This window comes from Ensifer sp. ENS02 (genome assembly GCF_014851885.1).
Lineage (GTDB): Bacteria > Pseudomonadota > Alphaproteobacteria > Rhizobiales > Rhizobiaceae > Ensifer > Ensifer adhaerens.
This window is the reverse complement of the sequence record NZ_JACVAO010000012.1, coordinates 165,354-192,205: the sequence shown is the minus strand read 5'-3', so window position 1 is coordinate 192,205 and position 26,852 is coordinate 165,354. Positions and strand designations below refer to the sequence as shown.

Annotated in this window: 21 protein-coding genes and 1 pseudogene; 6 read left to right on the top strand and 16 right to left on the bottom strand. The window is 62.5% G+C overall.

Annotated elements, in window-relative coordinates:
- Window positions 1-2: 2 nt before the first annotated feature.
- The 10 genes and pseudogenes from IB262_RS25115 to IB262_RS25070 all read right to left on the bottom strand — a co-directional run bounded on the left by IB262_RS25115 (window position 3) and on the right by IB262_RS25070 (window position 12,603).
- Window positions 3-815, bottom strand: a complete 813-nt coding sequence (locus IB262_RS25115; RefSeq protein ID WP_034805833.1) for a carbohydrate ABC transporter permease — start codon at window positions 813-815, stop codon at window positions 3-5.
- On the bottom strand, window positions 808-1,761 hold the full coding sequence (locus IB262_RS25110; protein WP_234798784.1) for a sugar ABC transporter permease: 954 nt from the start codon (window positions 1,759-1,761) through the stop codon (window positions 808-810). Before IB262_RS25110 ends, IB262_RS25115 begins: the two co-directional genes overlap by 8 nt.
- Window positions 1,762-1,786: 25 nt before the next feature.
- A complete protein-coding gene (locus IB262_RS25105; protein ID WP_112985487.1) occupies window positions 1,787-3,016 on the bottom strand; it encodes a sugar ABC transporter substrate-binding protein in 1,230 nt (409 codons plus the stop codon).
- Window positions 3,012-4,185, bottom strand: a pseudogene (gene ugpC / locus IB262_RS25100) (sn-glycerol-3-phosphate ABC transporter ATP-binding protein UgpC); the annotation flags it as partial. The gene IB262_RS25105 and the pseudogene ugpC, both read right to left, overlap by 5 nt.
- Window positions 4,186-4,379: 194 nt before the next feature.
- Window positions 4,380-7,412 (bottom strand): aminotransferase class III-fold pyridoxal phosphate-dependent enzyme, encoded by a 3,033-nt coding sequence (locus tag IB262_RS25095; protein WP_192493942.1) that lies wholly within the window; start codon window positions 7,410-7,412, stop codon window positions 4,380-4,382.
- Window positions 7,413-7,424: 12 nt separating this feature from the next.
- Complete coding sequence (locus IB262_RS25090) at window positions 7,425-8,117, bottom strand: SDR family oxidoreductase (RefSeq protein ID WP_112985489.1); 693 nt, start codon at window positions 8,115-8,117, stop codon at window positions 7,425-7,427.
- On the bottom strand, window positions 8,098-9,753 hold the full coding sequence (locus IB262_RS25085; protein ID WP_060530453.1) for an amino acid ABC transporter permease: 1,656 nt from the start codon (window positions 9,751-9,753) through the stop codon (window positions 8,098-8,100). The genes IB262_RS25090 and IB262_RS25085 overlap by 20 nt, the downstream gene beginning before the upstream one ends.
- A 74-nt stretch (window positions 9,754-9,827) precedes the next feature.
- Window positions 9,828-10,574 carry a transporter substrate-binding domain-containing protein gene (locus IB262_RS25080; RefSeq protein ID WP_034805816.1) on the bottom strand — a complete coding sequence of 249 codons (747 nt, stop codon included), beginning with the start codon at window positions 10,572-10,574 and terminating at the stop codon, window positions 9,828-9,830.
- Between the two features lie 19 nt (window positions 10,575-10,593).
- Window positions 10,594-11,667, bottom strand: a complete 1,074-nt coding sequence (locus IB262_RS25075) for a LacI family DNA-binding transcriptional regulator (RefSeq protein ID WP_234824450.1) — start codon at window positions 11,665-11,667, stop codon at window positions 10,594-10,596.
- Between the two features lie 180 nt (window positions 11,668-11,847).
- Window positions 11,848-12,603, bottom strand: a complete 756-nt coding sequence (locus IB262_RS25070) for an SDR family oxidoreductase (protein ID WP_034805810.1) — start codon at window positions 12,601-12,603, stop codon at window positions 11,848-11,850.
- Between the two features lie 330 nt (window positions 12,604-12,933).
- Between IB262_RS25070 and IB262_RS25065 the strand changes: the two genes are divergently transcribed.
- The 6 genes from IB262_RS25065 to IB262_RS25045 all read left to right on the top strand — a co-directional run bounded on the left by IB262_RS25065 (window position 12,934) and on the right by IB262_RS25045 (window position 17,035).
- Entirely contained in the window at window positions 12,934-13,521 is a 588-nt protein-coding gene (locus tag IB262_RS25065; protein WP_060530487.1) for a L,D-transpeptidase, read from the top strand.
- 190 nt (window positions 13,522-13,711) lie between these two features.
- Window positions 13,712-13,843, top strand: a complete 132-nt coding sequence (locus IB262_RS36035; protein WP_077963089.1) for an ABC transporter — start codon at window positions 13,712-13,714, stop codon at window positions 13,841-13,843.
- 145 nt (window positions 13,844-13,988) lie between these two features.
- A complete protein-coding gene (locus IB262_RS25060) occupies window positions 13,989-14,561 on the top strand; it encodes a hypothetical protein (protein ID WP_060581005.1) in 573 nt (190 codons plus the stop codon).
- A gap of 218 nt (window positions 14,562-14,779) precedes the next feature.
- Window positions 14,780-15,367, top strand: a complete 588-nt coding sequence (locus IB262_RS25055) for a protein-S-isoprenylcysteine O-methyltransferase (RefSeq protein WP_034805804.1) — start codon at window positions 14,780-14,782, stop codon at window positions 15,365-15,367.
- A 10-nt stretch (window positions 15,368-15,377) separates the two neighbouring features.
- Entirely contained in the window at window positions 15,378-16,160 is a 783-nt protein-coding gene (locus IB262_RS25050; RefSeq protein WP_051659711.1) for a hypothetical protein, read from the top strand.
- Window positions 16,157-17,035, top strand: coding sequence for an SDR family NAD(P)-dependent oxidoreductase (locus tag IB262_RS25045; RefSeq protein ID WP_113136210.1), 879 nt, complete (start codon window positions 16,157-16,159; stop codon window positions 17,033-17,035). The genes IB262_RS25050 and IB262_RS25045 overlap by 4 nt, the downstream gene beginning before the upstream one ends.
- 76 nt (window positions 17,036-17,111) lie before the next feature.
- Here the strand turns inward: IB262_RS25045 and IB262_RS36725 are convergent, their stop codons facing one another.
- The 6 genes from IB262_RS36725 to IB262_RS25015 form a co-directional block, all read right to left on the bottom strand.
- Window positions 17,112-17,795, bottom strand: a complete 684-nt coding sequence (locus tag IB262_RS36725) for a DUF930 domain-containing protein (RefSeq protein WP_250806467.1) — start codon at window positions 17,793-17,795, stop codon at window positions 17,112-17,114.
- 154 nt (window positions 17,796-17,949) lie between these two features.
- Window positions 17,950-20,817 (bottom strand): DNA translocase FtsK, encoded by a 2,868-nt coding sequence (locus IB262_RS25035; RefSeq protein ID WP_112985491.1) that lies wholly within the window; start codon window positions 20,815-20,817, stop codon window positions 17,950-17,952.
- Window positions 20,818-21,158: 341 nt separating this feature from the next.
- A complete protein-coding gene (gene repB / locus IB262_RS25030) occupies window positions 21,159-22,235 on the bottom strand; it encodes a plasmid partitioning protein RepB (protein ID WP_112985492.1) in 1,077 nt (358 codons plus the stop codon).
- Between the two features lie 5 nt (window positions 22,236-22,240).
- Window positions 22,241-23,500, bottom strand: a complete 1,260-nt coding sequence (gene repA / locus IB262_RS25025) for a plasmid partitioning protein RepA (RefSeq protein WP_034805794.1) — start codon at window positions 23,498-23,500, stop codon at window positions 22,241-22,243.
- A 250-nt stretch (window positions 23,501-23,750) separates the two neighbouring features.
- Complete coding sequence (locus tag IB262_RS25020) at window positions 23,751-25,190, bottom strand: M20 family metallopeptidase (RefSeq protein ID WP_060581010.1); 1,440 nt, start codon at window positions 25,188-25,190, stop codon at window positions 23,751-23,753.
- Window positions 25,191-25,303: 113 nt separating this feature from the next.
- Window positions 25,304-26,848: an ABC transporter substrate-binding protein gene (locus IB262_RS25015; protein ID WP_060522021.1), complete on the bottom strand. Its 1,545-nt coding sequence runs from the start codon at window positions 26,846-26,848 to the stop codon at window positions 25,304-25,306.
- Window positions 26,849-26,852: the final 4 nt, after the last annotated feature.

The window sequence follows — 26,852 nt, the reverse complement described above, 5'->3', positions numbered from 1 at the left end:
CGTTATCCCTTCACCGACGAGCCGACCGCGCCATCCATGATGTAGCGCTGGGCGACGAAGAAGAGGGCGAGCGGCGGCAGGCAGAGGATGACCGTGATCGCCGCGATCGAGGTCACGTCCACCTCGTGCAGGCCCTTGAACATGGAGAGGCCGAGCGTGAGGGTGTATTTCGACTGGTCGTTGAGGAAGATCAACGGGCCGAGATAGTCGTTCCAGGCATTCATGAAGTGGAAGGTGCCGACCAGCACCAGCGCCGGCATCATCAGCGGCAGATGGATGCGCCAATAGATGTCGAAAGCGTTGGCGCCATCCATGCGGGCCGCCTCGTCGATCTCCATGGGCACAGTCATGATGTACTGGCGCAAAAGGAAGACGAAGAAAGCATCGGCGAAATAGGCGGGCACGATCAAGGGCTTCAGCGTGTTGATCCAGCCGAGCAGGTTGAACTCCATGTAGAGCGGGATCATCTTCACGTCCCACGGGATCATCATGGTGGCGAGCAGCAGGATGAACAGCGGGTCGCGGCCGGGGAAGCGGAAGCGGGCAAAGCCATAGGCAACCAGCGACGACGAGATCAGCTGGCCGATCGTCGACAGCACCACGACGATCACCGAATTGGTGAGGTAGGTGCCGAAGGGCTGCTTGTTCCAGGCGGCGGCAAAGTTCTCCCAGTGCCATTCCGACGGCCAGAAGACTGGCGGGAACTGGTAGAGCTCGGCGGAGCTTTTGATCGCCGTCATGAAGGTCCAGTAGAACGGCGCGATGAACAGCGCCGAGAGCAGGATGAGCGCGGAATAGAGCAGCGTCTTACGCATTGTGCTCTCCATCGTTCTGGCGGACTTCGCCTTCGTAATAGACCCAGGCAGCCGACCAGCGCATGACGCCGAGGCTGAGCAGGAGCACGATGATGAACATCACCCAGGAGCCGGCGGCGGCATAGCCCATGTCGAAATACTTGAAGGCGTTGTCGTAGATGTACATGGCGAAGAAATAGGTGGAGCCGAGCGGTCCGCCCTTGGTCAGAAGCAGCGCGATCGTCAGCTGCTGGAAGGCCGAGATGATCGAGGTGATGAAGGTGAAGAGCAGCATCGGCCCGAGCATCGGCAGGGTGATGAAGACCATCTGCGCCCAGCCGGGAACGCCCGAAACGGTTGCGGCCTCGTAGAGCTCCTTCGGGATGGCTTTCAGGCCCGTCAAGAGGATCAGCATCGTGCCGCCGAGCCCCCAGAGGCTGGCGATGATGATGGCGACGATCGCCAGGTTCGGATCGCCGAGCCAGTTCGGCCCGTCGATGCCGACGAAGGAGAGCATGAAGTTCAAAAGCCCGTATTCCCGGCTGTAGATCCAGCTCCAGATCGTCACCAGCGCGACGCCGGAAATGACGCTCGGCAGGTAGAAGGCGGTGCGGAAGAAGCCGCTGGCGAAGGTAATGTTATGCAACATCAGCGCCAGCAGGAACGACATGACGATGTTGAACGGCACATAGATTGCCGCAAACTTGACCGTAATCCAGAGGCTTTCCCAGAACTGCGGATCCTCGAACAGCATGGAACGATAGTTTTCGAGCCCGACGAACGTGCGTTCACCGACGACGGGCCAGTCGTAGAAGCTCATTGTCAACGAGAAGACGAGCGGGCCAAGCGTGAAGAACAGAAACCCGAGGATCCACGGGGAAATGAACAGATAGGCCGCGATGTGGCGGGCGAAGGCCGAGCGCTTGCGCTTGGCCGCGGCCGGCACTGCGGCTGTTGCATAGGTCATGTCCATCTCCCCGGGCTCCCTTGTCTTACTTGATCAGCCGCTTCGAGCGGGCAACCGCCTCGTCGAGATGCTGCTTGGCATTGCCCTGGTCGATCATCGTCGCCTCGATGGCGCGAGCGAGATTGTCCTGGACCTTGCCCCAGTTGGCGTTCTTCAGGAACGCATGGGTTTCGGTGTTGGAGGTCGCGAGAATGTCGAAGAACGGCTTGTAGATCGGGTCCTTGGTCATGCCCTTTTCTTCCGCAACGCTGGTGCGCACCGGCAGGTCGTTGATGCGCATGGCAACCGCTTCCGGCGAGGAGAAGAACTTGACGAATTCCCAGGCGAGGTCCGGATGGGCCGCATCCTTGGCGATCGAGATCGCCGAAACGCCGAGCGCCGAGTGGGCGGTCTTGTCGCCGAACTTCGGCAGTGGTGCTACGCCATACTTGATGCCGGATGCATCGATGCCGGACTTCGACCACATGGCGCTCTGGAACATCGCGATCTTGCCGCCCTTGAACAGCGTGCTGCCCGACGTGTCGTCGCCGAGGTTCAGCGTGATCGCTTCCTGCTTCTTGGCCATGTCGCCGAACATGTCGAGGACTTGGGCGGCGGCGTCGCTGTTCATGTAGCCGTCGATCTTTTTGCCATCGTCGGAAATGTACTTGGTGCCGTTCGACCAGAGGAACTGCTCGAAATCATAAGGGTCGGGCTTGGCGTCGACGGCAAAGCCATAGACCTTGTTTGGCTCGTCGCGGAACTTGGCAGCCTTGGCGCGCAGGTCGTCCCAGGTCCAGCCGTCCTTCGGTTCCTCGACGCCGGCCTTGGCGAACATGTCCTTGTTGTAGAACACCACCTGGGTGGTGAAGCCCGACGGCATGCCGTAGGTCTTGCCTTCGACACGAACCGTGTTCATCAGGCCCTTCGGGAAATCGTCCGGCTTGATCTCGGCCGCGTCCTTGGCGATCAGATCGTCGAGCGGCTTCAGCGACGTGTAATATTGCGGAAAGTTCCACATATACATGACGTCAGGCGGGTTGCCGGCGCCGAAGGCGGCGATCAGCTTCTGATCGTAACCGTCGGCATAGGGCTCGACCTGAACCTTCACGCCCGGGTGCTTTTCCTCGAACTTCTTGGCGATTTCCTGCTGGATCGCCAGGCTTTCGTCCGTGTCCCAGGTCGCAAAACGCAAGGTCTCTTCTGCGCGAGCCGTGGCGGCTCCAGCTATTGCCAGAACCATCAGCGAGCCGATGATCGACTTCCTGTTGAGCATGTTTCTCCTCCTCCTTCGGGTTACGCGACCCGCTTTGCCTTTTCCTGATTGATGAGCGCCTGCGTCTCGCCATCGAGACGTCGGGCAACCGCCTGGCCATCGCCGTCGAACAGATGGCAATGCTCGGCCGGCAGACGCAGATGCACGCGCTCGCGGGCGGAAACCGGATGCGTGCCGCGCACGACCGCGGTCATGTCGCCACCATTCTGAAGGCTGATATGGACGTGGCTTTCCGTGCCGAGCCGCTCGACGAGGCGCACGTCGCCGACGAGGTGACCCTCCTCGGCCGAAACCAGCTCGATCTTGTCCGGGCGAATGCCGAGCGTCACCGACTTGGGCTTGGCGACCGGTGCGGCCGAGAGCATTTCGAGCGTGAGCGGATGGGCGAGACCACCGCCGTTGAGCGTCACCGCCGTATCGACCTGCGACGTCACTTCGGTGGTCACGAAGTTCATGCGCGGCGAGCCGATGAAGCCGGCGACGAACAAGTTGGCCGGCTGATAGAAGAGTTCGAGCGGCGTACCGAACTGGCTGACCTTGCCCTTGTCGAGCACAACGACACGATCGGACAGCGTCATCGCTTCCACCTGGTCGTGGGTCACATAGATCATCGTCACGCCGAGACGTTCATGCAGCGCCGCAAGTTCGACGCGCATGGTGACGCGCAGGCCCGCGTCGAGGTTCGACAGCGGCTCGTCGAGCAGGAAGAGCTTTGGCTCACGCACGATCGCGCGGCCGATCGCCACCCGCTGGCGCTGGCCGCCGGAAAGCTGGCGCGGCTTGCGGGCCAGCAGTTCCTTGATGCGCAGGATGTCGGCAGCGCTCTCGACGCGGCGGTCGATCTCGTCGCGTTTCATGCCGTTCAGCGCCAGACCGAAGGACAGGTTCTTGCGCACGTTCATGTGCGGATAAAGCGCGTAGTTCTGGAAGACCATGGCGATGTCGCGCTTGGCCGAAGCGACGTCGGTGATATCGCGATCGCCGAGATGGATCGAGCCGCCGTCGAGATCCTCGAGGCCGGCGATCGAGCGCAGCAGCGTGCTCTTGCCGCAGCCGGACGGACCGAGGAAGCAGACGAACTCGCCGTCGGCGATATCGAGGTTGATACCCTTCAAGACTTCGAGCGAACCAAAGCCTTTGCGCAAATTGTCGATGCGGATCGCTGCCAACGGGCCCTCCCTGCCGGCGGAGCACTGCTGCGGCCAACGGCCGAGTTGCAGTGCCAAGTTAAACGTTTATATGCACGATAAAAACGTTTAACTCTCTTGTAAAGCGGAAAATCGCATCGATCCGATTTTGCTGTTGAGAGCAGAGAGCAATGACAAAACGGCCGCCCGGAGGCGGCCGTTTTTGGTCTTTTGTCTCAGACGCTTAGACGCTGAAGCGTATCGTCCAGCGCATCGAGGAAGCGGTCGCAATCCTCGGCGCTGAAGGGCGCCGGCGGCTTCACCTTCAGCACATTGTGGTGCGGTCCCTCGCTGCTCAAGAGAATGCGGTGCTTGCGCTTCATCTCGGCAATGACGAAATCAAGCTCGGGCGCTGCCGGCTCCAGCGTCTCGCGGTCGCGCACCAGTTCGATGCCGTTGAAGAGGCCGCGGCCTCTGACATCACCGATGATCGCGTGTTTGCCGGCGAGCGTCCGCGCCCCGTCCATCAGCCTGTCACCGACGACGCGGCAATGGTTCATTAGCCGCTCGTCGCGGATGACATCGAGCACGGCAAGGCCGATCTCGGCCGAGACCGGATTGCCTCCGAAGGTGTTGAAATACTCCATGCCGTTGGCAAAGGAGGCCGCGATCGCTTCGGTCGTGACGACGGCCGCCATCGGGTGGCCGTTGCCTATCGGCTTGCCCATGGTGACGATGTCAGGCACGACGCCCTGGAGTTCATGCGCCCACATGTGGCTGCCCACGCGGCCGAAGCCCACCTGTACCTCGTCGGCGAGGCAGAGGCCGCCGGCGGCGCGCACATGCGCATAGGCTTCGCGCAGATACCTTTCCGGAAGCGACAATTGCCCACCGGTCCCAAGAATGCCTTCGCTGAAGAAAAGCGCCGGGCGGCGACCATCGGCAGCAAGAACCGCAACCTGGCTGCGCACATCCTCGGCATATTTCCGGCCCGCATCCGCGTCACCATAGCGATAGCGCCCGCGATAGAGGTCCGGCATCTCGGCGACCCTCACATGCAACGCCTGCCCCTCCCCGCCCTTGCCGGCGAACTTGTAGGGGCTGACGTCGATCAGGCTCGACAGGTGGCCGTGATAGGCGTGGTCGACGGTGATGATGTCGCGATTGCCGGTATAGGCACGCGCCAGCCGGATCGCGAGGTCGTTCGCCTCGCTGCCGGAATTGACGAAGAAGCAGACGTTGAGCGGATCCGGAAACTGCGCGGCGAGCCTGCGGGAATATTCGACCAGCGAATCGTGCAGGTAGCGCGAATTGGTGTTCAGCCGCTGCATCTGCGCCTGTGCGGCCTTGACGACGCGCGGGTGGCAATGGCCGACGTGGCAGACATTGTTGACCATGTCGAGCCAGCGCGTGCCGTCCTCGTCGATCAGATGCGCGCCCTCGCCACCGACGATCTTCAAGGGTGTCGCGCTATAGGCGATGCTCAGCGACCGACCAATGCGACGATGGCGTTCACGCACAAGAAAGGCCTTGTCGCGCGGGACGATCACAGAGACCGGCACCGAAAGGCCAAGCACGACGCTCGGGTCCGGGCTCACTTCGCGCCAGACCTGCCATTGATCGCGCACGCCGACGCCATGCATCTGTCCGGCGAGACCGAGATGATCGGTGACGATCTGGAAATGCAGATGCGGCGCCCAGTTGCCGTTTTCGTCAGCGGAACCGAAGGCGGCAAAAACCTCGCCCTTGGCGATCGCCTGCCCCTTGGCGAGCTTGGCAACGCTGTTGCGCGAAAGATGAGCGTAGAGCGTCCAGAAGCGCAGACCGCCTTCGACCTCGTGCTCGAGAAGTACGGTCGGACCGAAACCAAAGGCAACCGCGTCGTCGTGTATATAGGCGACCTTGCCGGCGAAGGGTGCCGAGACCGGCTCGCCCGCCGGCGCGAAGATGTCGACGCCGAGATGCACCGAGCGCCGCGCGCCTTCGATCGCTGTCTCATAGGCGTCGCCCTGGTAGATCCCGCGATCCTCGCCGTAGAGGCCGATGCCGAAGGCGGCGCCTTCGCTGCCGATCTGGGCCATGATGCGGGCTTCAGCTTCCGCCGCATCGAGGCTTGACCATCGCGCGGCCTCCGGGCCGGCGGCGGAGAAATCGAACACCGTCACCTTCGGCTTTTTGACCGAGGGCCGAACGATCGGCGCGAAGTCATGCGCGTTCTTTTCGAGCCAGCGAACCACGGCAGCGGCATGCGGGATCGGCGCAAAGCCGCAGGCATCGCGGATGCGCGCGATGGCGATTGCGCGGTTTTCGCCCTGCAGGCGATTGAGCTCGCGCCAGACATCCTCCTGGCTGACGAGCAGATAGGTATTCTCAGGATTGTCCCGGATCTGCTTTGCCGCCATGCACATGCTGACTGCATAGCGGGTCTTGACCAGATCGAAGACCAGGTCGACTTCCGCCTCGCTTAACGGATTGACCTGATGGTAGGCGCCGGCAAGGGCTGCAACCATGCCGACCGGATCGGGAGACCCGATCAGCGCATAGGCAGAGGCGACGGCGATCTCGATCACGCGCCAGGTCTCGACCATATCACCGAAGTCGAGCAAGCCGCTGACAACGCCATCCTTGTCGAGCAGCACGTTGTAGTCGTTGGCGTCGTTGTGAATGACCTGCTTCGGGCAGGAGGCAAGACGCGGAAGGACCGTCGAAGAAAAGTGCTCGAGGATCGCCTGAACCGCTTCCCGCTTGTCGGCGCCGTCGATCAGTTCAACATGGCAAGCGTGCATGTCGGCGCGGCCGATGTCCCAGGCATAGAGCCGCTGGGCGCCCGCATGGGAGAAATCTTCGAGGCCGCGGTCAAGACCGGCGAGCAGGCGCCCGAGGCTTTCGGCGCTCGCCATGTCGCGAAGCGGCGCCTTCGCCCAGATATCGCCGGGCAGCCAGGCGAGCAGCCGTGCGGTGCGCGAGCCTCGAAGTTCGATCTTGCTGGTGACGCCACCCGAGCGATCGCGAAACGTCCGTGAGATCGGCAGCCCCGAATCCTTGGCGGCGATGTGTTCGAGCACCGCAATCTGCATCTCGAGTTCGTCCGCATCGCCGGCAGCGTGCAGCTTCAACAGATACTCCTGGCCATCGGCAGCCGAGACACGATAGTTGAGATCGTGCTCGCCCTGCAGCGGCGAGAGGCTTGCCTCGATGCCGTAGGTCTCAATGAGCCAGATCCGGATCGTTGCCAATTCCTGCTCGGTTCTCAAATCTCTGTCTGCCATTTCACTGTCCTGTCACCACGAAACCCGGCGCCCGTCATAGGCGCGGAAACTGCCGCTATCGGCCAAACCTGTGCCGTCGATGATCGCCTTCAGCCCGGCAGCACTTGTCGCCACCGAAACGACGGCTTCGCTGCCGCCCATATCCGTCTGCACCCAACCAGGATGCAGCGAGACGACGGAAATCCCGTCGCCCTTCAGATCCTGCGCCAGCTTGACCGTCGCCATGTTCAGGGCCGCCTTGGAGCAGCGATAGGCATAGTCGCCGTCATCATCGTCGAGCGTGCCTTCGGCAAGGGAGCCGGCGCGGCTGCTGATATTGGCGACGACGCGATGTTCGCCGGCGCGCAGGTTCGCAAGGAGCGCCCGCGTCACCAGCAGCGGCGCCAGCGCATTGACGCGCATAACATCGAGAAACTCGCCCGGTTCAAGCGTCGCGAGGCCGCCGGTATCGCCGCGCACGGCCGCATTGTTGATCAGCAGATCGATCGCGACGCCTTGCAGCGACTGACCGAGAGCCTCGATCGATGCGGGATCGGCAACGTCCAGCACCAACCGATCCGCCGAACCTTCGCTCGCGACCGGTCCCCGCTGGCAGGCGATCACCCGCCAGCCGTCTTCGGCGTAAAGCCGCGCGAGTTCTGCGCCGAGCCCGCGGGAGGCGCCCGTGATCAGAACCGTGCGGGGCCTAGCGGTGCTTGATGTCATATTTCCGCTCGATCATGTTGACGAGGCTGGCCGCCGCCAACGTCAGAAAGATGTAGAAGATCGCCGCCGAGTTATAGGGCGCGAACGGCAGGAAGCTTGCCGACTGGAACTCCCGCATGCGCTGGGTGATGTCGCGGATCGACAGGATCGAAAGCAGCGACGTGTCCTTGAGGATCGCGATCAGTTCGTTGCCAAGCGGCGGGATGATGATGCGGAAAGCCTGCGGCAGCACGACGAGACGCGCCGTCTGCCAACGGTTGAGGCCGATGCTGCGCGCCGCTTCGACCTGGCCGACCGGGATCGCATTGATGCCCGAGCGGAAGATTTCGGCGAGATAGGCCGAATAGGCGAGTGCCATCGCGACGATGCCGCGCATCAGGTTTGGCGGGTCGAGCACCCCTTGCGTCGCGTCCTTCAGCGCCCCGCTCAAGGGCAGGCCGACATAAAGCACGATCACCAGCATCGGAATGCCGCGGATCGTATCGACGATGAACTCCGAGCCGATCGCCAGAGGATGGCGCTGGTGCAGATAGCCGCCGAAAGTGAGAAGGCCAAGGATGATCGCAAGCACGGCGACGGTGACACCGGCGGCACGGTCGCGGTCGTTGAGCGCCTCGGTCTTCCACAGGACCGGCATGTCTGCCGGAGCGGAGGCAGCCGGCAGCAAGGCCCCGGAAACGCCCTCGCCCTTGGCGATCGACGCCAGCGCCTCGGTCGGGCCGACGAAGGTGCGGACCGGCGTTTCCGTCTGCGGCGCGCCGTCATACTGACCGAAACGCACGGCGCTGATGAGCCCCGCCGGCGTATTGGTGATGATGCCGACCTTGCCGTCCAGCGTGCCGGCGAGCACGTAGGTGTCGCGCGGCTGCATGAGGAACCAGCCGGCCGCAACCGCCAGCACCAGGGTGGCGATCGCAAAATAGAGGCTGGTCCTCACCGTCGAGTGCAGTTGCAACAGCCCAACCCAGACAAGGCCCATGAGCGCCGCCAGGATATAAGCTGCGATCGCCGCGCGGATGGTGGTCGCCACACCGGCCGCAAAGGCGATATGGGCGAAGAAGAAGATGAAGACGAGACCCGCACCGTTGACGAGGCCGATGATCCAGCGCGCGATGCGGCGCGACCTTCCGTCAGGAGGAGCATCGGGACGTCTGCTCCAGAAATGAAGACCAAGACCAATCAGCGTGACCCCCAGATAGGCGGGAAACAGCCAGGCCTCGACGCCCTGCACCATGAGATCCGCAGCCTCGGTCAATTGCCGCGGCGTCACGCCCTTTGCGATCAATGTCGACTTGAACGGATCGACGCCATTGGCGACGACGGACGCGATGAAGGGATGGATACTGTGGCCGATAACGAGAACGGCGGCGGCAGCGAGATTGAGCAGCGCCGCCACATTGGCGAGGCGCGGACGCGGCGCCTTGGCGCGCGAGAATACGAGCACCGCGATGCCCGAAGTAAATGCGATCGCCAGCGCCAGAAAGCCAGGCACGAAGGCCGACGAACCGTTTTCGACACCGAGGATCGCCCGCAGCGAGCGCTGATAGTCGCCGGAGGAAATAAACAGATAGATGATGAAGGGCAGCGCGGTCAGGATGATCAGATTGCTCGGACGCACGCTTCTCAGGAACGACATTCATTCCTCCGGGGGCATAGATTAGACAGACGGAGGACCCGGAGCATGCTCCGGGCCCGATCGGCACTCTGGGCTTACTTAAGGCCCCAGTATTTGCTGATCAGCTGGTCGAGCGTGCCGTCGTCCTTGATCATCTTCAGGCCTTCGTTGAAAGCCGCAACATTCTCGTCGCCCTTGCGGAAGACGAGGCCGAGCGGATCGGATTCGAGGTCCTTGATTGCAACGACGAGCTCGCCGGCGAACTCGCGCTCGTAGGCAGCCGCATTGGCGCCGTTGATGACGACGCCGTCGACATCCTTGTTTTTCAACGCGATGATCGCGGCGCTGAACGTGTCGTAAGCAGCGACGTTCTCCTTGCCGACGACGCTTTCAGCGACTTGGGCGTCCGTCGTGTTTGCCTGGGCGGAAAGCTTTCTGCCGGCATTCTTGAACGCGTCGAGCGTGATGCCCTGGTCGTCAGCGCGCATGAGCACAGCCTGGCTGTTGACGATGTAGGGATCGGAAAAATCCATCGCCTTCTTGCGTTCCTCAGTGATCGAGACGCCGGAGGCGACGAGGTCGAAGCTGCCCTGGTCGAGGGCTGCGAAGATGCCGTCCCAGCCGGTCGTGATGAATTCGGCCTGGCAGTTGATCTTGGCGCAGACGGCATTGACCACGTCGACATCGAAACCGACCACCTGTCCGGTTGCCGGATCGATGCTCTCCATCGGCGGCGAGGTCGTGTCGGATCCGACCTTCAGCAGTTTGCCGCCGAGATCGGCGGCGTGGGACACGCTCGAAGCAAGGGCTGCTACAGCCAGGGCAATCATCAGTTTCTTCATGGTTCTCCTCCTTGGATGATTAACTTTGGATCAGGCGGCCACCGAGATTATCGGGCTGGCGCGCGATCAGTGTCGGCCTGAAGACCTGCCGCAACACCCCAGGGTCCTCCCCCTCCATACGGCGCAGCAGGAATTGCCCGAGCGTGCGACCGAGCACCTCGATCGGCTGATAGAAAGTCGTGATCGGCGGCGTGAAGTAGGCGCTGACGTTGATGTCGTCATAGGCGATGACGTCAACATCGACGCCGACCTGGCGTCCGAGGCTGCCGAGCCCCGAGAGCACGCCGAGCGTGGTGGATTCGTTGATGCAGACGAAGGCGGTCGGAGCGTCGTCGAGCTGCAGGAAATCGATCACCGTCTGCCGGCCGAAATGGGTCGAGAGGTCGCCTTCGGCAATCAGATCCATCGGGGCTTCCAGGCCGGCCTCGCGAAACGCCCGGACGAAACCGTCGATCCTGTCGAGCGCGTAGGAAAGCCGCCGCTCCGGATTGACGAGCGCGATCCGCCGGTGGCCGCCGGCGATCAGCCGCGCGGTCGCCGCATGCGCTGCCCATTCGTTGTCGATGTCGACATGGGCATAGTTGAGATCCCCGCGGCAGCGCCCCATCGAGACGAACGGGAAATCCTCAGCGACGAGCAGATCGATGCGCGGGTCATCGGCGAGAATACCGGAGAAGATCAGGCCATCGGCAAGCCCCTGATCGACGATGCGGCGCGCCGCGTCCGCGCCATCGGCCGCGTCGCGGATCACGTGCACCGACATGCGGTAGTCGGTGCCATCGAGTGCCTGGCTGATGCCGCTGAGGGTCTGGGTGTATTCGACGCCGTCCCATTCATAGTCGCGTGCCGCAGTCACCGGCATCAGCACTGCGGCCTGAAAGCTCTTGCCGGTGCGAAGCGCCATGCCGCGGGCGTTGGCCTGATAGCCGACCTCACGGGCTGCCTTGTAAATGATGTCTCTTGTCGCCGGCGCGACCACCGGGGATTCGCGCAAGGCCTTCGAGATCGTTGCGATGGAATAGCCCGTCATCTCGGCCAGGGTCTTGATCGTCGGCGTCGGCGTGCGCCGCGCCCTGTGCATCTCAGTCGCCATGCACCCTCCCAGGCCTCGACCTCTCCTGAACATAGAGGTAACAGCCAATAAAAACGTTTTCAAGAAAAATAAAAACGTTTTTATTTCCGCGTCGCAACAAGCCGCAGCGCGATGCCGGACGCGCGCATCTACGTGCCTAGAACCATAGGGAGGTGATCTAAAGAGTGAATACGCCGCCCGTTAGTGAGCGGTGTAGGCGCCGTCAACGAGATGAACGCTCCCGGTGATGAAACTCGCCTGCTCGGACAACAGGAAACAGATCAGGGCAGCAACCTCATCCGGCGTACCGAGACGACCCATCGGCTGCAGAGACATCATGCGCCTGTTTTTTGCCACGTCAGCATTTTCCGCCGAGAGCGGCGTGTCGATCCAACCAGGCGCCACGGCATTGATACGAATTCCCGTTCGGGCATATTCGATTGCAGCAGCCTTCGTCAGCCCAACCACTGCATGCTTGGCGGCCGTGTAGGCGGCTGCGGCCGGCAGAGCGACAGCGCCCAGAATGGAAGAGGTATTGACGATGGCACCCCCGCCCTGAGCGACCATGGCCGCGATCTCGTACTTCATACAATAGAAGACGCCGTGCAGGTTCACATTCATCAATGCGTGCCAGCCATCAACTGGATAGTCGGCGGTCGCCTTGCGGACCCCATCGACGCCGGCATTGTTGACCGCCAGATGCAGACCGCCGCAGGTCTTAACAGCGAAGGCAACCAGCTTTTCCACGGCGGCAGCGTCAGCAACATCGACGGCAACGTCGTGGGCTGCGCCCCCCTTCGCGCGAAGCTCCGCAACGATGTTGCGCGCGCCCTCAGCGTCGACGTCGGCAGCCACCACTTCTGCCCCCTCGGCAGCGAGTTGCCGACACACGGCTGCGCCAATTCCCGAACCCGCGCCAGTCACGAGCGCTACCTTGCCAGCGAAGCCTAAATTCATGCTGCCATTCCTAATTTACATGTTTCGACCCGTCGAGCGTGCACGACATCGCAAGTCATTTCATGGGCGCACATCGGGCCCCGATCTTCCAACCTGGCTGATGCAACTACACACAAGAATCGCAGCAAATTTTAATCCAATCCATGCATCACACCCATCCTCTCGTTCCAGATATACAATCCTTTTCGTTCATCCCCTGGGACGCAGAAAAAATATTAAGCGTCATCTGATTATCTGCTTGCAAGCCTCACTTGATTCATTGGAACTTGGCCAGGCAATATTGTAATGCTAGAAAGATTCGGGGCGTACCATTTTTCTCAGCAGGTAAAGATGGACAATCACCGCATTACACGGAGACTCCTGTTAATCGGCAGCCTTGGCTTGTTGGCGGGATGCAGTTCAACTTGGCAAGGCGTCTCCTTTCCGTCCCTATACGGCGGCACCCCGGGCGTTGATCGTCGCTACCGAAAACGGCACGTCCGATATGACGGCAACGAGCCGGCCGGAACGATCCTTGTCGACACATCGCAACGCTACCTCTACTCGATCGAAAGTGGTGGATGGGCGATGCGCTACGGAATCGGCGTCGGAGAAGAAGGCCTAACCCTCAAGGGGCGGGCAGTTGTCGGTCGAAAGGCGGAATGGCCGACATGGACACCGACGGCAAGCATGATCCGACGCAAGCCGGAATTGGCGCAATACGCCGGTGGCGTTACAGGCGGCCCTCACAACCCGCTAGGGGCGTCGGCTCTATACCTTTATCGCAATGGACAGGACACCAAGTTCCGGCTCCACGGTACAAATGCGCCCTGGACAATAGGGCAAGCCGTTTCCAACGGCTGCATCCGCCTCACCAACGAGGACATCGTCGACCTATACGCACGGACACCGATTGGAACTTCGGTATTGATCATTTGAAGCCGTACTCTATCTGAGTTTGACATTGGAGTAGGGCCCAGCACGCTTTGATGGATTATTTAAACTTCGGTAACGATAAACCGACCAACGAGCGTGTTATTTCTGCACTAGGACGAATCTCGAATTGCCGGTAATACTATGAATGTAGCCTTCGAATAACCATTCCGACAACAGAGGAAAGGAAATATTGATGAGCCGAATTCTAATCGTGACAGTTGCGTTGCTTTCCGTGGCCAGCCTCGCCGCTTGCGGGACAATCGGTAAAGGCAAAGGCAAGGCGCCACCACCGGTGGCTGAAGAACCAGCGCCCGTTTACAAATAGTCACTGACCTTAGTTCGGGGAGGACCTCACAGTCCTTCCCGCCCTGTCTGACCGTGGCCGGCTTGGCCACATTTCGCGGCGCGAATCGAAATCCACCAGTCGCACCTTCGCAGCCTGATCAGAATTTGGGAGACATCGCGCAGAAATGACTCGTTCACGAGGTCGTATTTCGTTCGCCGTCCTGGCCGCAATCGCGGTTACGGCGTGTCAATCGCAGGACAAGGGCCCTCAGCCGCGATTCGTCTCAAGCTACGCGGGCACAACGTCACAACAGCGCGATCAGGGCTATTTCATTGAGTTCCGCTCTCGTTATGCCCTCAGTTACGGTCACTCCTACGTAATTTTTGGCCGGCTCAGCAAGTCTGGAGCAATGGTCAATCCAGAAGTTGCGGGGCTTGCCCCAGCGACAAACGATACCGCTCCCTATGTAATTGGTCACGTTTTGCCGGTGCCGGCCGAAACTGGCGCCAGTGACGGTGATCTGGAGGAACAGTACAGGTCCGCGAGCTGGCGCGTCATGTTGACGGAAGCGGAGTATCGCGACGTCGTTGCCAAGATCCGAAAGCTCAAGTCCGAAGCCCGCTTCTGGCAGGCGTCAATCTACAACTGCAACGCTTTCGTCGCCGACATCGCCCGCTCCATGGGCTACAAGACACCAGGCATCTGGCTCAGGCCCCAGCAGTTCATCACGAGACTACGCGAGATGAACGGCGGATAGGCTGAAAGAACACGCGCACCCCTCCGAACGGTCAACAAGGACCGCTTGCGCCATCATCGGCTGCCATCACCACCCTTGGCTGCTGATTATGGGTATCGGCTGGCCGTCGACGTTTCGGTACCTTGTCAGGTCGAGGCGGCGCGTGGCAGTCTCACCTACGCTTGCCGCTTCGGTGATCGAACCCTGCAGCAAAAGAGCTTGAGTGAAACAACGTGAACATGTCTGTCGCTTCCATTGGCGAAATCGTCTGGGTCATAGGCATCATTGCCTGGTACGTTATCCGTTATCCCTTTGAGCGCCGGGCAAAGCGCGTGCGGGTGATGAGCAGTCGTCGCTCGGCGAGCGATACGATCGGTCTGGCCGCTGCGTTGGCGGGCCTTGCGATTTTGCCCGGATTGTATGTTGCAACGGGAATCCCCGCTTTCGCCGACTATACGGGGCGCCCATGGTCGGTGGGTCTTGGCGGCGTCATCTTCGCCTTGGCTCTATGGACGTTCCGCCGCACCCACAAGGAACTCGGCCGAAACTGGTCGATCTCGCTGGAAATTCGCGAAAAACATCAGTTGATCTGCGGGGGCCCTTACGCCCTCGTGCGCCATCCGATGTACACCAGTTTCCTGCTCATGGGCGTTGGCCAGCTGTTTCTGCTGTCGAACTGGGTGGCTGGCCTCGTGGGTGTCCTTGGCTTCGCTGTGCTTTTCTTCCTGCGTGTAAGCAAGGAGGAGCGCCTGATGCTGGAATTCTTCGGGCCCGAATATCGCGCTTACATGGACAGGACGAAGCGAATTATACCCTATATCTATTAGAGGTGGCACTATGCGCGGCCGACCGATCAAGCTTTCCGCCGCACGACGCCTCGTCGGCGATCTGATGCGATTTTCCATCGGCGTGCCGCGGGTCACGGTGCAACGGCAGATGGACATCAGCGCGTTGCACAAAGCCCGGGCAGGCCGACCTGACCGGCCTTCGTGGATGGTGTTGTTTCTCAAGGGTTACGGGTTACTCTCGATGGAGACACCCGAGTTTCGCCGGGCTTATGTCAAGCTTCCGAGACCGCAACTCTATGAGTATCCCGGAAGCATCGCGTCCGTGGCGCACGAGCGCGAGCACGAAGGCGAACGGGTCGTCCTTCTCAGCACGATCAAGCAACCCGAGAGGCGGTCCCTTGCCGAATTGAGCGCCCTGCTCCAGGAGGCCCGGTCCCGCCCCGTGCTCGAGATCAGGGAATTCCGGCGGGCGTTGAAGATTGCACGCCTGCCCGCGCCGTTGCGGCGGCTGCTGATGTGGCTCAGCCTGAACATGGGGCGCCAGCGCGGCCACCGCTTCGGCACCTTCCAATTGTCGGTCTATTCCGGCCTGGGTGCGGAGTCGCTTAATCCGCTGACGCCTTTGACGACCATCTTCAACTATGGGCCGATCGGTGACGACGGATCGGTCACGGTCAGGATCCACTATGACCACCGTGTCATGGACGGCGCCAATGTCGCGCGAGCCCTGGCTCGTTTCGAGGAAATATTGAACGGCGAAATCGCCGACGAGGTGGCAGAGCTTTCCGAACTCGACCAGCCGCCAATCGCTACGCCGGAGCCATCGGCATGACATCGCAGCAGTCACCACGACCCGCCATTGTCGTTGTCGGAGCGTCCCGGGGCATAGGCAGGGCAATTGCAGAGCTTGCCGCACGAGACGGCGCGCCGGTCGTTCTGGTCGCGCGATCCATCGAAAGCTTGCACGTCGTGCAAGCCGCGATCGAACAGGCGGGCGGCGAGGCATTCTCCCTGCCGGTCGATCTTGCCGCGCCCGATGCCACGCGCATTCTCGACGAATTTCTTTCGCGCGAAGGCCTCGTCTGCGACGTTCTTGTCAACAGTGCCGGCTATGGCCTGCGGGGCGCGGCGACCGCTTTGCCGATTGCCGACCAGATTGGTATGATCGACGTCAATGTGCGTGCGCTTGCGGCCCTGACTTTGCACCTGTTGCCGGGCATGGTCGCGCGCGGCCGCGGCGGCGTCATCAATCTAGCCTCGGTCGCGAGTTTTACGCCCGGCCCGTACATGGCAATGTATTATGGGAGCAAAGCCTTCGTTCGTTCGTTCTCCGAGGCGCTATACCAGGAGACGCGAAGGACGGGCGTAACCGTGACCTGCGTTGCGCCGGGACCGGTATCGACCGAGTTCCTCGAAAAATCCGGCGCCAACAGGGCTGCCTTGTTCAAGGCGCTCCCGAAAGCCACTCCGGAATACGTGGCAAAATGCGCCTGGCGCGGCTTCAAGGCGCGTCGGCGGCTGGTCATTCCCGGCATTTCCGCCAGGCTGGCAATCCTGATGGCGGGCCTCCTTCCCTCCGCAGCGCTCTTGCCGCTTGTTGGTCGTCTGCAACTGCGCGGCAACGACCCCTGCCCCTGCGGATCTGGCAAGCAACTGAAGCACTGCTGCCGCGCAGGCCACGCCAAAGGCGGAACGGCCCCGGCGTGATCCGGCTCCGCAGCCTGCTTCTCGTCACGTCCTTCGCCAAAGGGCGCAGGGAACGGACTTCGATCGATGGCCACGATCAGTGGGCTGCGGCGCCAGCGGAGAGGAAATTTGCCTCCCACTCACTTTCCGGAATTTCGTCACCAACCTGAAACTCAAATGCGGCGACGCTTTTGATATCCGGCGCCACGGCGCAGCCAAACTTGATATTGAACCAGCGACCCTTGCTGCGAAAGGCGGCGCCATCCGCACGGAGGTTCCGCCCAGCCAAAACGATATCCGACGTGGCGTAGGCGACGAGCAGGTCGGGGGTAAAGTCAACGCGCCAGCGATGAACCTGCTCCATCGCCTCGAGATTGCAGAGCTGGACAATCTGTTCATCGGCGGCGAGCTGTGACAGCCCTTCCAGCGCCTGTCTGCTGCGTGGATCAGCCAGTATCGCCGCCGAGAAGAACCGCTTCGCTTGCACCATCGGCTGGGCAGCCGGCGGCAGCGTGGCTGTTTCCGCGGCAGGCGCCGTCTCCGGGACGGAATGCGCGACGGGCGGCGCATTTTGCGGTCCGAGCACGGGCTGCACCACCTCAGGGCGTGGGAGCGGCAATTCCAGTATCTGAACGGCGATCCCCTCGTCCGGGCTCGGAACAGGTGGCCGCGGTGACGGGAGGAGGAAAAGCACCGACACGGCGAACGCATGGAGGATGAGAGCAAGCGTTAGGCTTGGCCAGATCGGTGTCTCATTGCGACGATGCTTTACTGCTTGCACCGATCAGATCATCCCATGCGCGACATTAGGGCCGGAAGCATCACGACGACGGCTCCTGACGCAGGCGACACTAACAGCAACTCGAAGATAGAAAAGCCGCCGCCAACAACCTGTCAGCGACGGCTCGAAATACTGGCCTGGGCTACGCCCGGTATCAATCCATGTCGTCGTTGTCGGGCGCGCTCATATGGTCGCGGTTGCCGTAGATGATCTCGCGCTTGCCGACGTGGTTCGCCGACCCGACGAGGCCTTCCTTTTCCATGCGCTCGACCAGCGAGGCAGCACGGTTGTAGCCGACGCCAAGGCGGCGCTGGATGTAGGAGGTCGAGCACTTCTTGTCGCGCAGGACCACCTTGACGGCCTGGTCGTAGAGTTCGTTGCCGTCTTCCGACGCAAGCGCGCTCTTGTCGAAGACCGGGGTCTCTTCCTGCGGCTCTTCTTCCTCTTCTTCCGCCGTGACGGTGTCGAGATATTCCGGGCGTCCCTGCGTCTTCAGATGTGCGACGACGTGTTCAACCTCAAGATCCGAAACGAACGGGCCATGGACACGGGCTATACGTCCGCCGCCCTGCATGTGCAGCATGTCGCCCTGGCCGAGCAGCTGCTCGGCACCCTGCTCGCCAAGGATCGTGCGGCTGTCGATCTTCGAGGTCACCTGGAACGAGATGCGGGTCGGGAAGTTCGCCTTGATCGTGCCGGTGATGACATCGACCGAAGGACGCTGCGTCGCCATGATCAGGTGGATACCGGCAGCACGCGCCATCTGCGCCAGCCTCTGGATCGCGCCTTCGATTTCCTTGCCAGCGACCATCATCAGGTCGGCCATTTCGTCGACGATGACGACGATGTAGGGCATCGGCGCCAGGTCCATTTCCTGCTGTTCGAACAGCGGCTCGCCGGTGCCCTTTTCGAAACCGGTCTGCACCGTGCACATCACCGGTTCGCCCTTTTCACGGGCAGCGGCGGCGCGCTGGTTGTAGCCGTCGATATTGCGCACACCGAGCCGCGACATCTTGCGGTAGCGGTCTTCCATCTCGCGGACGGCCCACTTCAGCGCCATGACCGCCTTCTTGGGGTCGGTAACGACGGGGGTGAGCAGATGCGGGATGCCGTCATAGACGGAGAGTTCGAGCATCTTCGGATCGACCATGATCAGGCGGCACTGATCCGGGCTCAACCGATAGAGCAGCGACAGGATCATGGTGTTGATCGCGACCGACTTGCCCGAGCCGGTGGTGCCGGCGACGAGCAGATGCGGCATCTTCGCAAGCTCTGCGATGACAGGCTCGCCGCCGATCGTCTTGCCCAGGCAAAGCGCCAGCTTGTAGCCGGTCTTGCGGAAATCGACAGATTCGATCAGCTCGCGGAAATAGACGGTCTCGCGGGTGGCATTCGGCAGTTCGATACCGATGACGTTGCGGCCGGGCACGACCGCGACGCGGGCCGAAAGCGCCGACATGGAGCGGGCGATATCGTCGGCAAGGTTGATGACGCGCGACGATTTCACACCGGGCGCCGGCTCGAATTCATAGAGCGTGACGACCGGGCCGGGGCGAACATGGATGATTTCACCCTTGACGCCGAAATCTTCGAGCACGCTTTCAAGCAGGCCGGCATTCTGTTCCAGCTGCTCCTGCGTCATGAAGAAGCCCTGACCGACGGGCGCTTCCTGCAGCAGTTCCTCGGATGGGAACTCGTAGCCGTCGGCGCTCGGCGCGCGGTCGGTCGAGCCGATCGCCGGCATGTTGCTGGGCGCGCGGGTGACCTGCGCCGGCATGGTGATGGCCGCCTTCGTGGCAACCGGCGCCGGCTGTTCGATTTCGACCGGTTCGGCGTCAATGATTTCAGCGGCGGCTACAGTCACCGGTTCTTCAGCCGCGGCAACGGGTGCCGGCGCAGCGTCGGCAACGGCCTCAGCGGCGGCGGGCGGTTGCTGGGCTGGCACATCCTCCGGCTTTGCGCCGCGGACATCGACAACACGGAACAGCGAAGTGATCGCCGTCGGCGGCATACGGCGTATTTCAACCGGGCGCACGGGCGCTGGCGGCGTGACCGCAATAGGCGCAACGGCGACGGGAGCGATGGCGGGCGTCATCGCAACCGGGGCTGGCGTCTCGACAAAAGGCTTCGGATGGGTGGCGTCCGTGCCGGCAACCTCAGCATCGTCGGCCGGGCCGAATTCGAAGAAGGCGAAATCCGACAGGAAAACAGAATGCGCAGCGCCCTGATCGACGGAAGCGTCGCCTGCCTGAGCGGGCGCGGGTTGGACTTCGGCGACCGGCGCGGAAACGGCGATCTGCGTCGTCAGAACGGGCGCAAGGGCTACGCCCTCGTCGGCCGGAGCTTCGACACGCGCGAGCATGGCCGGCTCGATCGTGTTTTGCGCGGCGGTCCAAGTGGGCAACTGGTTGGTCAGCATGCGCAACAGTTCGGACGGGCTGTAGGACGGCAGCGCGACCTCGGCCAGCGGCGCCTCGTCAGCAGCAACGGCCGAAGCTTCCGTCTGTACCGGCTCGACCGTGGCCGTCGCGACGGGCTCAACGGTTTCCACCAAGACCGCAGCAGGCTCCGCCGCCACCGCGACGATCGCCTCTTCGACTTCGGTTGCCGTTTCGCCTTCTTCGACCTGCGGCGCGCGTCGCTTCATGAATTCGCGCTCGGGCGTGCGGGTGAAGCGCACGTTCGGCGCCAGGAAGAAATGGCTCTCCCAGGTGGAATCGCCGTAGTGGCCGGCAATCTCCGAAAGGGTCGGCAAGGGTTCGCTCATCGTCGACGTCACCTGTGCAGGAGCGTAGGCGGAACCCTGCCCATAGAGGCGGGTCGCACGGCTCGTGGTTTCAGCCTGCTGGTTCGCCGGCCGGCGAGGCGCCGCCGGCGCCTCGTACAACTGATAGGGATCGGCGGGTTGCGCCTCATGGGTGGGCATACCGCTCAACGCATCATCCTGCGGACCATCGAAATAATCCGCCTGGTTTGCATCATGCAAAGCAGCCTGTGAGAAGTTTGTCCTGGGAATACGCATGGGTCCTGGAAGAGCTAGAGACATCGCCGCGGGGCCTTCTAAGCGATAGGAAATGAAGGTTAACAAGTCCCTTCCAACGCCCCGTTTCGAACCGGGATCCGTGGTCGATTGCTGCCTTTCTGTGGGCTCCATGCAACGGCAATGCCCGACGCCCCAAGGCCGCCGCGACATCCCGTCGCCGGCCTCACACGGCCGAAAATATTTCTTGGATGGGGGCGACAGCGGCGATCGCACGGGGATGCTCGCGGCGGCCTACCATCGGCTCCGCCGGGAAAACGAATCGGGCCTGCGTGAGAGCGTCACGCAGGCCCGATTGGAACTTTCAGAAGGGCAGACTTCGTTCAGCCTTCGCGGCCCGCCGCGAACACCGCATGCTGCTTGGCAAGCAGTTCGACGACCTCGTCGATGAAGGCTGGATCGACATCGACTGAGAACTCGATGCGGGCATTCTTGCCGTCGCGCTTGAGCTTGGCAAAGGCGCGTCCGGCGGCGTCGACCAGCGTCTCCGGCTTGGCCGCTGCGTCCGGCTTCGGTTTGCGCGACAGGCGCGCGAAGACGATCTGGAACCGCTGGTCGCTTTCGGCTTCGAGGAAGCGGCGCGAGCGGCACTCCTCCTGCGCCAGTTCGACGGTCACCATGTCCTCAAGCAGCGCGCCGAAGGCCATCCAGCGTTCGCGGCCGACCTTCGGTGCCGGGCCGATCGCGCGGGCAATCGCCGGCGGCACGCCTTCGGCCACCTGCAGGAGGCGCGACAGCTCGCTCTTCTGCACGGCGAGCGCCTCGCCGATCACCTTCCGGTCGAAGCCGCGGTCGGCGAGCGCCGACGCAAACATGGCACGCTCGATGAAGGACAGGTTGCGCCGCTCGGCGTTTTCCTTGCCCTGCGCCAGCACCAGCTCGTCGTCAGTCAGCGGCCGGACGATGGCCTTGACCTTGGTGCCGAGGCTGCGCACGGCATTGAGACGACGATGGCCGTAGGCGGTCTGGTAGCGGCCTTGCTTCTGCGGGTGCGGGCGCACGAGGATCGGCGACTGCTGGCCGCTGTCGCGGATACTGTCGGCGAGCGCCAGGAATTCCGGATCGTCGGTCTCGCCGTCGGTCAGGCGGTCGCCGACGAAAGACGCATCGATCAGCTCCGGATCAAGCTCGACGACGCGCTCGCCCTGATGCAGGGCCTCGCGCAGCGCGCGGGCCTCTTCCGCCTCGCGGGTGATACTCCCAAGCGAAAGCCCCATGGCCTTGATCGCGCCGGAGGCGGCCCGCGGCACGTCGGCCTGGGCGGCGGGGACCACGACTGGCTTTGCCGGCTGCACGCTTGGTGCGGCGGGCGCCTTGTCATCCGCTTCCGCGGCAGGCGCCGCCGGGGCGACATTGCCGGAAAAGAGTGCGCGCAGTTCGTTCTTGCGGTTGCCAGCCATGTCGGTCAGCGCCCCCAGGCCGCGTGAATGAGCGTTTCGATCTCGCCGTTGACGGCGTTCAGCGATTCGATCGCGCGGTCATAGGTGGCGCGGGTAAAATTCTCGCGTCCGACCTCGTAGAGCGTCTGCTTCGTCAGGCCGGCATCGGAAACCGCGGTGGACTTCACCATGGCCGAGGTCAACACCCGGTCGCCGAAGAGCGAACGCATGAAGCCGACAATCTGGGCCTGCGGCCCGTCGTTCGGCTCGAAGCGGGTGACGAGGTAGCGCAGGAAGTCGAAGTTGAGTTCGCCACCGGCCTCGCGCACGACGCTCAGGAGGTCCGACGTCATGTAGAGAAACTGGTTCATCGAGGCGACGTCGAGCATCTGCGGATGCACGGTGACGACGACGGACGTCGAGGCGCAGAGCGCTGACAGCGTCAGATAGCCGAGCTGCGGCGGGCAGTCGATGATGACGACGTCATAGTCGTCGGCGACGCTCGCAAGGGCGGCCTGCACGCGGGCGAAGAACAGCGGGCCAGCGTCCGTGCCATTGTGACGGGCGCTCAGTGCCTGCGGCGTCGTGTGCTCGAACTCCTGCAGTTCGAGATTTCCCGGCACGAGATCGAGGCCGTCGAAATAGGTCTTGCGGATGATGTCCTTCAACGGCCGCGCCTCGGCGTCGTAGCGGATCGCGCCATAGAGCGTGTCGTTGCCGGTAAGGTCGAGTTCCGGCTGGTAACCGAAGAGTGCGGACAGCGAGGCCTGCGGGTCGAGGTCGACGGCGAGCACGCGGTGGCCGGTCAACGCCAGATATTGCGCGATATGCACCGACGATGTGGTCTTGCCGGAGCCGCCCTTGAAGTTGGTGACCGAGATCACCTGCAGGTGTTCGCCCGCTTCCGCATCGCGCCACTTGAGATAGCTGCGCGCCTTGGCGGCATTGCCCTTGGCAAGCGCCTGTTCGGCCAAGTGCCGGCGAAGCGCATTGATGTCGGAGAGTGAATAGGAGCGGCGGCCGCCAAGCCCGGTATCGGGCTGCGGGCCTTCACCGGCAAGCGAGAGCTGGCGCAGATAGCCGTCAGAAACGCCGATCAGCTTGGCCGCCTCGCCCGAGGTGAAGCTGCGCAATGTCTTCATCGCCGTCGGCGCGAACAGGCGCTCGCGCATCGCCTTCAACTGTTCGGAAAGCGCGCGGGCATCGGCCGCGATCGCTTCGTCGGCCGGACGGCGTGCCTGGGAGTGACCCGCGTCCTGTCTTGCCTGGGTTGCCGTCATATTCATTCTGCCATACTCCTTGCGCGCGTCAGCGGCCCAACGGCGCCACATCACGCTAACAGAGATTCAATTCAAATACGGCCAATCGGCACTTATTCGGAAAACTCCGTAACAGAGATGCCGGAGCCTGCGATTCGCGTCAAGAGTCTGGCGCCATTCAAAGGCGCGTGCACTCGCCGGGCAGACGTTCCGGACGCCGACAAAACGAAACGCCCGCGGGGTGGCGCGGGCGTTTGCAGGCATCGAAAAAATGATTTCAGAGTTTCGGACCGATATGATCCGGGATCGGGCATTGGTAGGGCTTGCCCTCGGTCTTTTCACGCCACTCGGCCTTTGCCCGTGCCAAAAGATCGGCATCGAGGATCAGGTCGAGGCCGGTCGTGGCCAGTGATTTTGCCGCGTGGGCGAAAGCCTTGTGGGCGGCCGGGCTCTTGCCCTGCGCCACCACCTGCCAGGTGTGCGGCGCCGTGCCGATCGCCCAGGCGGGCGCCCAGCATTGCGCGGTCGGCGTGATCCAGCTGACGTCGCCGACATCGGTCGAGCCGGCGCGGAAATGCGACTGGCCCTCGAAATCGCGAAGGCCGAGATGCAGACCGGTCGAACCGTCCATGCGGCTGTTCGCAAAAACATCGCCCTTGATCTGGTAAAGCCGGATGCTGCTCGAAATTGCTTCCTGCGTCAGCGTCTTCTGGATGTCCTTGGCAAAGGCGATATCGGCCTCGTCGAAGGGAACCGGCCCGAGCGCCGCCATGTTGTCGTGGATCGCCGTTTCCAGCGCGATGTTGGGCAGCAGATTGGTCGCCGCCCGGTCAAAGACGATCTCGACCTCGGTCTCCGTCATCATCGCCGCCCCCTTGGCGATCTTGTCGATGCGGGCAGCGAGCGCCAAGGCCTCCGGCATCTGCGGCGCCCGCACGAGATAGAGCGCCTCGGCGCGGGCCTGGACGACGTTTGCCGCCTTGCCGCCGGCATCGGTGATCGCATAGTGCACGCGGCAATCCTGCGGCATGTGCTCCCTCAGGAAGTTGACGCCGACATTCATCAGTTCCAGCGCGTCGAGCGCGCTGCGGCCGAGATGGGCACCGTTCGATGCGTGCGCGGCGACGCCCTTGAAGCGGTAATAGATTTCAAGAACGGCGAGATTGTTGGTCGAGCGTACGCCGTTGAAGGGTGCCGGGTGCCAGGTCAGCGCCGTATCGACATCAGCGAAGATGCCGGCGCGTGCCATGAAGGTCTTGCCGGAACCGCCCTCCTCGCCGGGGCAGCCGTAATAGCGCACCGTGCCCGGCAAGTCGTTTTCCTTGAGGTAGCGGGCAAGCGCGACGGCAGCGAGCAGCGAACCCGTGCCGAGCAGATTGTGGCCGCAGCCATGGCCCGTACCGCCCTCAGTGAGCGCTTTCGCCTCGGCGACGCCGGCCACCTGGCTCAGACCCGCAAGCGCGTCGAACTCACCAAGAAAGGCGATCACCGGCAGGCCCTGCCCGCTCTCGCCGACGAAGGCGGTATCGATGTCCGCCAGTCCGCGCGACACGCGAAACCCATGCTTCTCCAGCATGGCGATCTGCGTCGCTACCGACTTTTCCTCATGAAAACTCAGTTCCGCATGGTCCCAGATCGCGTCGCTCATTTCGGCGAATTCGGGCTTCAGCGCTTCGATCGTGTCGACAAGGGCGGTCCGGGCGGCTGGATTTGGCATCAATCATCCTTTTGCGACGGCGCGGGGCGCGGTCGCATCAGCAGTTTTGTCTAAGGAGGTGCGGAGGGCGACAAACGGCCGCCATCCGCTGGAGAGAAAGGACTACGCCCGCATCAGTCGTCGAGCGTCACTTCCCAGAGGCGGGTGTTGGACTGCCAGACCGGCTGGCCGTGCAGCTTCTTGGTGGCGCCCCAGATGTCGACCATGTCGTACATGAAGATGCCGGGGACCTCGTCGAGCATCAGCTGGTGGAACTCGTCGAAGATCGCCTGGCGCTTGGCCTGGTCGGCCTCGACATAGGCTGCCTTCATCAGTTCAACCGCCTTCGGGTTGTCCCACATCAGCGAGGCGTTCTTGTCCTTGTTGCCGACATAGAAGCTGTACATCAGCGCCGGATCGAGACGCGGCGACACCGACTGCGAGATCACCTGATAGTTGCCGGAGCGGCGGCGATCGACCTGGGTCGCATAGTCGAGCACTTCGATCTGCACGTTGAGGCCCACCTGCTGCATCATCGCCTGGGCGACGACGGCAGCGGGGAAGCTCGGCACGTTGCCGCGCTTGTTGGCGATGATGGTGATCGGCTCGCCGTTGTAGCCGGCATCAGCCAGGTTCTTCTTCGCTTTTTCGAGATCCATCGGGATCTTCTTCTTCTGGACGTCGGAGTAGAAGATCGAGTCGGCCGAGACCATCGATGCGTTGGCTTCGCCGGTGCCGTTGGAAACAGCGGCGACGAGCTGGTCGAGGTCGAGCGCTTCGGCCATCGCGCGGCGAACCGCAACGTTGCTCAAGATCTTGTCGCGGGTCTGGAAGTAAAGCAGGTTCTTGCCGTTGTTGCGCTTGACGATGAGTTGCATCGTGTCGCTGTCCTTGAACTCGGCAATGAGATCGGCCGAGACTTCGGCGGTGTCGAGCGCGCCCGAAAGCAGGCCGGTCTTCACGGTCGAGGCGTCCGGGATCACCATGAACTTGATGCCGTCGACGAGCGGCCGCTTCGAGCCGACCATGCCATCGGGCTTGCCGTCATTGGCGGGTGAGACGTAGTCGGCGTTCTTTTCGAGCCGGACATATTCGCCCTTCTTCCATTCCGCCCACTTGAACGGGCCGGTGCCGATGGGCGCAGTGTAAGCGCCGTCTGCGCCGACGGAATCTTGGGAGACGATGCCGGTGTAGCCGCATTCCGGCCGGGCCATCAGGCCGAGAAAGACGGCCGAAGGCTTCTCGATACTCATGGTGACGGTGGAGGCGTCGGCTGCGGCGACGCTCGTCACCTTGATCGACTTGCTGCCGTCGAAGTCGCCGGCGCAGGTCCACTTGGTCTCCGGCTTCATGTAGCGGTTCCAGTTCCAGACCACGTCTTCCGCGGTCAGCGCCTTACCATTGTGGAACTTCACGTCGTCTCGCAGCTTGAACGTATAGGTCAGGCCATCGGGCGAAACCTCGAAGCTTTTCGCGAGCAGCGGCTTCACTTCGCCGTTCTCGGCGTAGCCGACCAGACCTTCGACGATGTGGAAGATCACCGAGTCGGTGTTGCCGTCGCGGTTGACGCCGGGCTCGTTGCTGCGGATGTCCGAGCTCTGGGCGACCGTCAGGTCACGCGCATGGCCGAGCGCGATCGCGCTCATCAGCATGGTTCCGGCAAGAAGTATGGTTTTCATGGTT

Coding starts and splice junctions, on each gene's coding strand:
- IB262_RS25115 (WP_034805833.1), bottom strand. CDS start 815: ATGCGTAAGACGCTGCTCTATTCCGCGCTCATCCTGCTCTCGGCGCTG.
- IB262_RS25110 (WP_234798784.1), bottom strand. CDS start 1,761: ATGACCTATGCAACAGCCGCAGTGCCGGCCGCGGCCAAGCGCAAGCGC.
- IB262_RS25105 (WP_112985487.1), bottom strand. CDS start 3,016: ATGCTCAACAGGAAGTCGATCATCGGCTCGCTGATGGTTCTGGCAATA.
- IB262_RS25095 (WP_192493942.1), bottom strand. CDS start 7,412: ATGGCAGACAGAGATTTGAGAACCGAGCAGGAATTGGCAACGATCCGG.
- IB262_RS25090 (WP_112985489.1), bottom strand. CDS start 8,117: ATGACATCAAGCACCGCTAGGCCCCGCACGGTTCTGATCACGGGCGCC.
- IB262_RS25085 (WP_060530453.1), bottom strand. CDS start 9,753: ATGTCGTTCCTGAGAAGCGTGCGTCCGAGCAATCTGATCATCCTGACC.
- IB262_RS25080 (WP_034805816.1), bottom strand. CDS start 10,574: ATGAAGAAACTGATGATTGCCCTGGCTGTAGCAGCCCTTGCTTCGAGC.
- IB262_RS25075 (WP_234824450.1), bottom strand. CDS start 11,667: ATGGCGACTGAGATGCACAGGGCGCGGCGCACGCCGACGCCGACGATC.
- IB262_RS25070 (WP_034805810.1), bottom strand. CDS start 12,603: ATGAATTTAGGCTTCGCTGGCAAGGTAGCGCTCGTGACTGGCGCGGGT.
- IB262_RS25065 (WP_060530487.1), top strand. CDS start 12,934: ATGGACAATCACCGCATTACACGGAGACTCCTGTTAATCGGCAGCCTT.
- IB262_RS36035 (WP_077963089.1), top strand. CDS start 13,712: ATGAGCCGAATTCTAATCGTGACAGTTGCGTTGCTTTCCGTGGCCAGC.
- IB262_RS25060 (WP_060581005.1), top strand. CDS start 13,989: ATGACTCGTTCACGAGGTCGTATTTCGTTCGCCGTCCTGGCCGCAATC.
- IB262_RS25055 (WP_034805804.1), top strand. CDS start 14,780: ATGTCTGTCGCTTCCATTGGCGAAATCGTCTGGGTCATAGGCATCATT.
- IB262_RS25050 (WP_051659711.1), top strand. CDS start 15,378: ATGCGCGGCCGACCGATCAAGCTTTCCGCCGCACGACGCCTCGTCGGC.
- IB262_RS25045 (WP_113136210.1), top strand. CDS start 16,157: ATGACATCGCAGCAGTCACCACGACCCGCCATTGTCGTTGTCGGAGCG.
- IB262_RS25035 (WP_112985491.1), bottom strand. CDS start 20,817: ATGCGTATTCCCAGGACAAACTTCTCACAGGCTGCTTTGCATGATGCA.
- repB (WP_112985492.1), bottom strand. CDS start 22,235: ATGGCTGGCAACCGCAAGAACGAACTGCGCGCACTCTTTTCCGGCAAT.
- repA (WP_034805794.1), bottom strand. CDS start 23,500: ATGAATATGACGGCAACCCAGGCAAGACAGGACGCGGGTCACTCCCAG.
- IB262_RS25020 (WP_060581010.1), bottom strand. CDS start 25,190: ATGCCAAATCCAGCCGCCCGGACCGCCCTTGTCGACACGATCGAAGCG.
- IB262_RS25015 (WP_060522021.1), bottom strand. CDS start 26,848: ATGAAAACCATACTTCTTGCCGGAACCATGCTGATGAGCGCGATCGCG.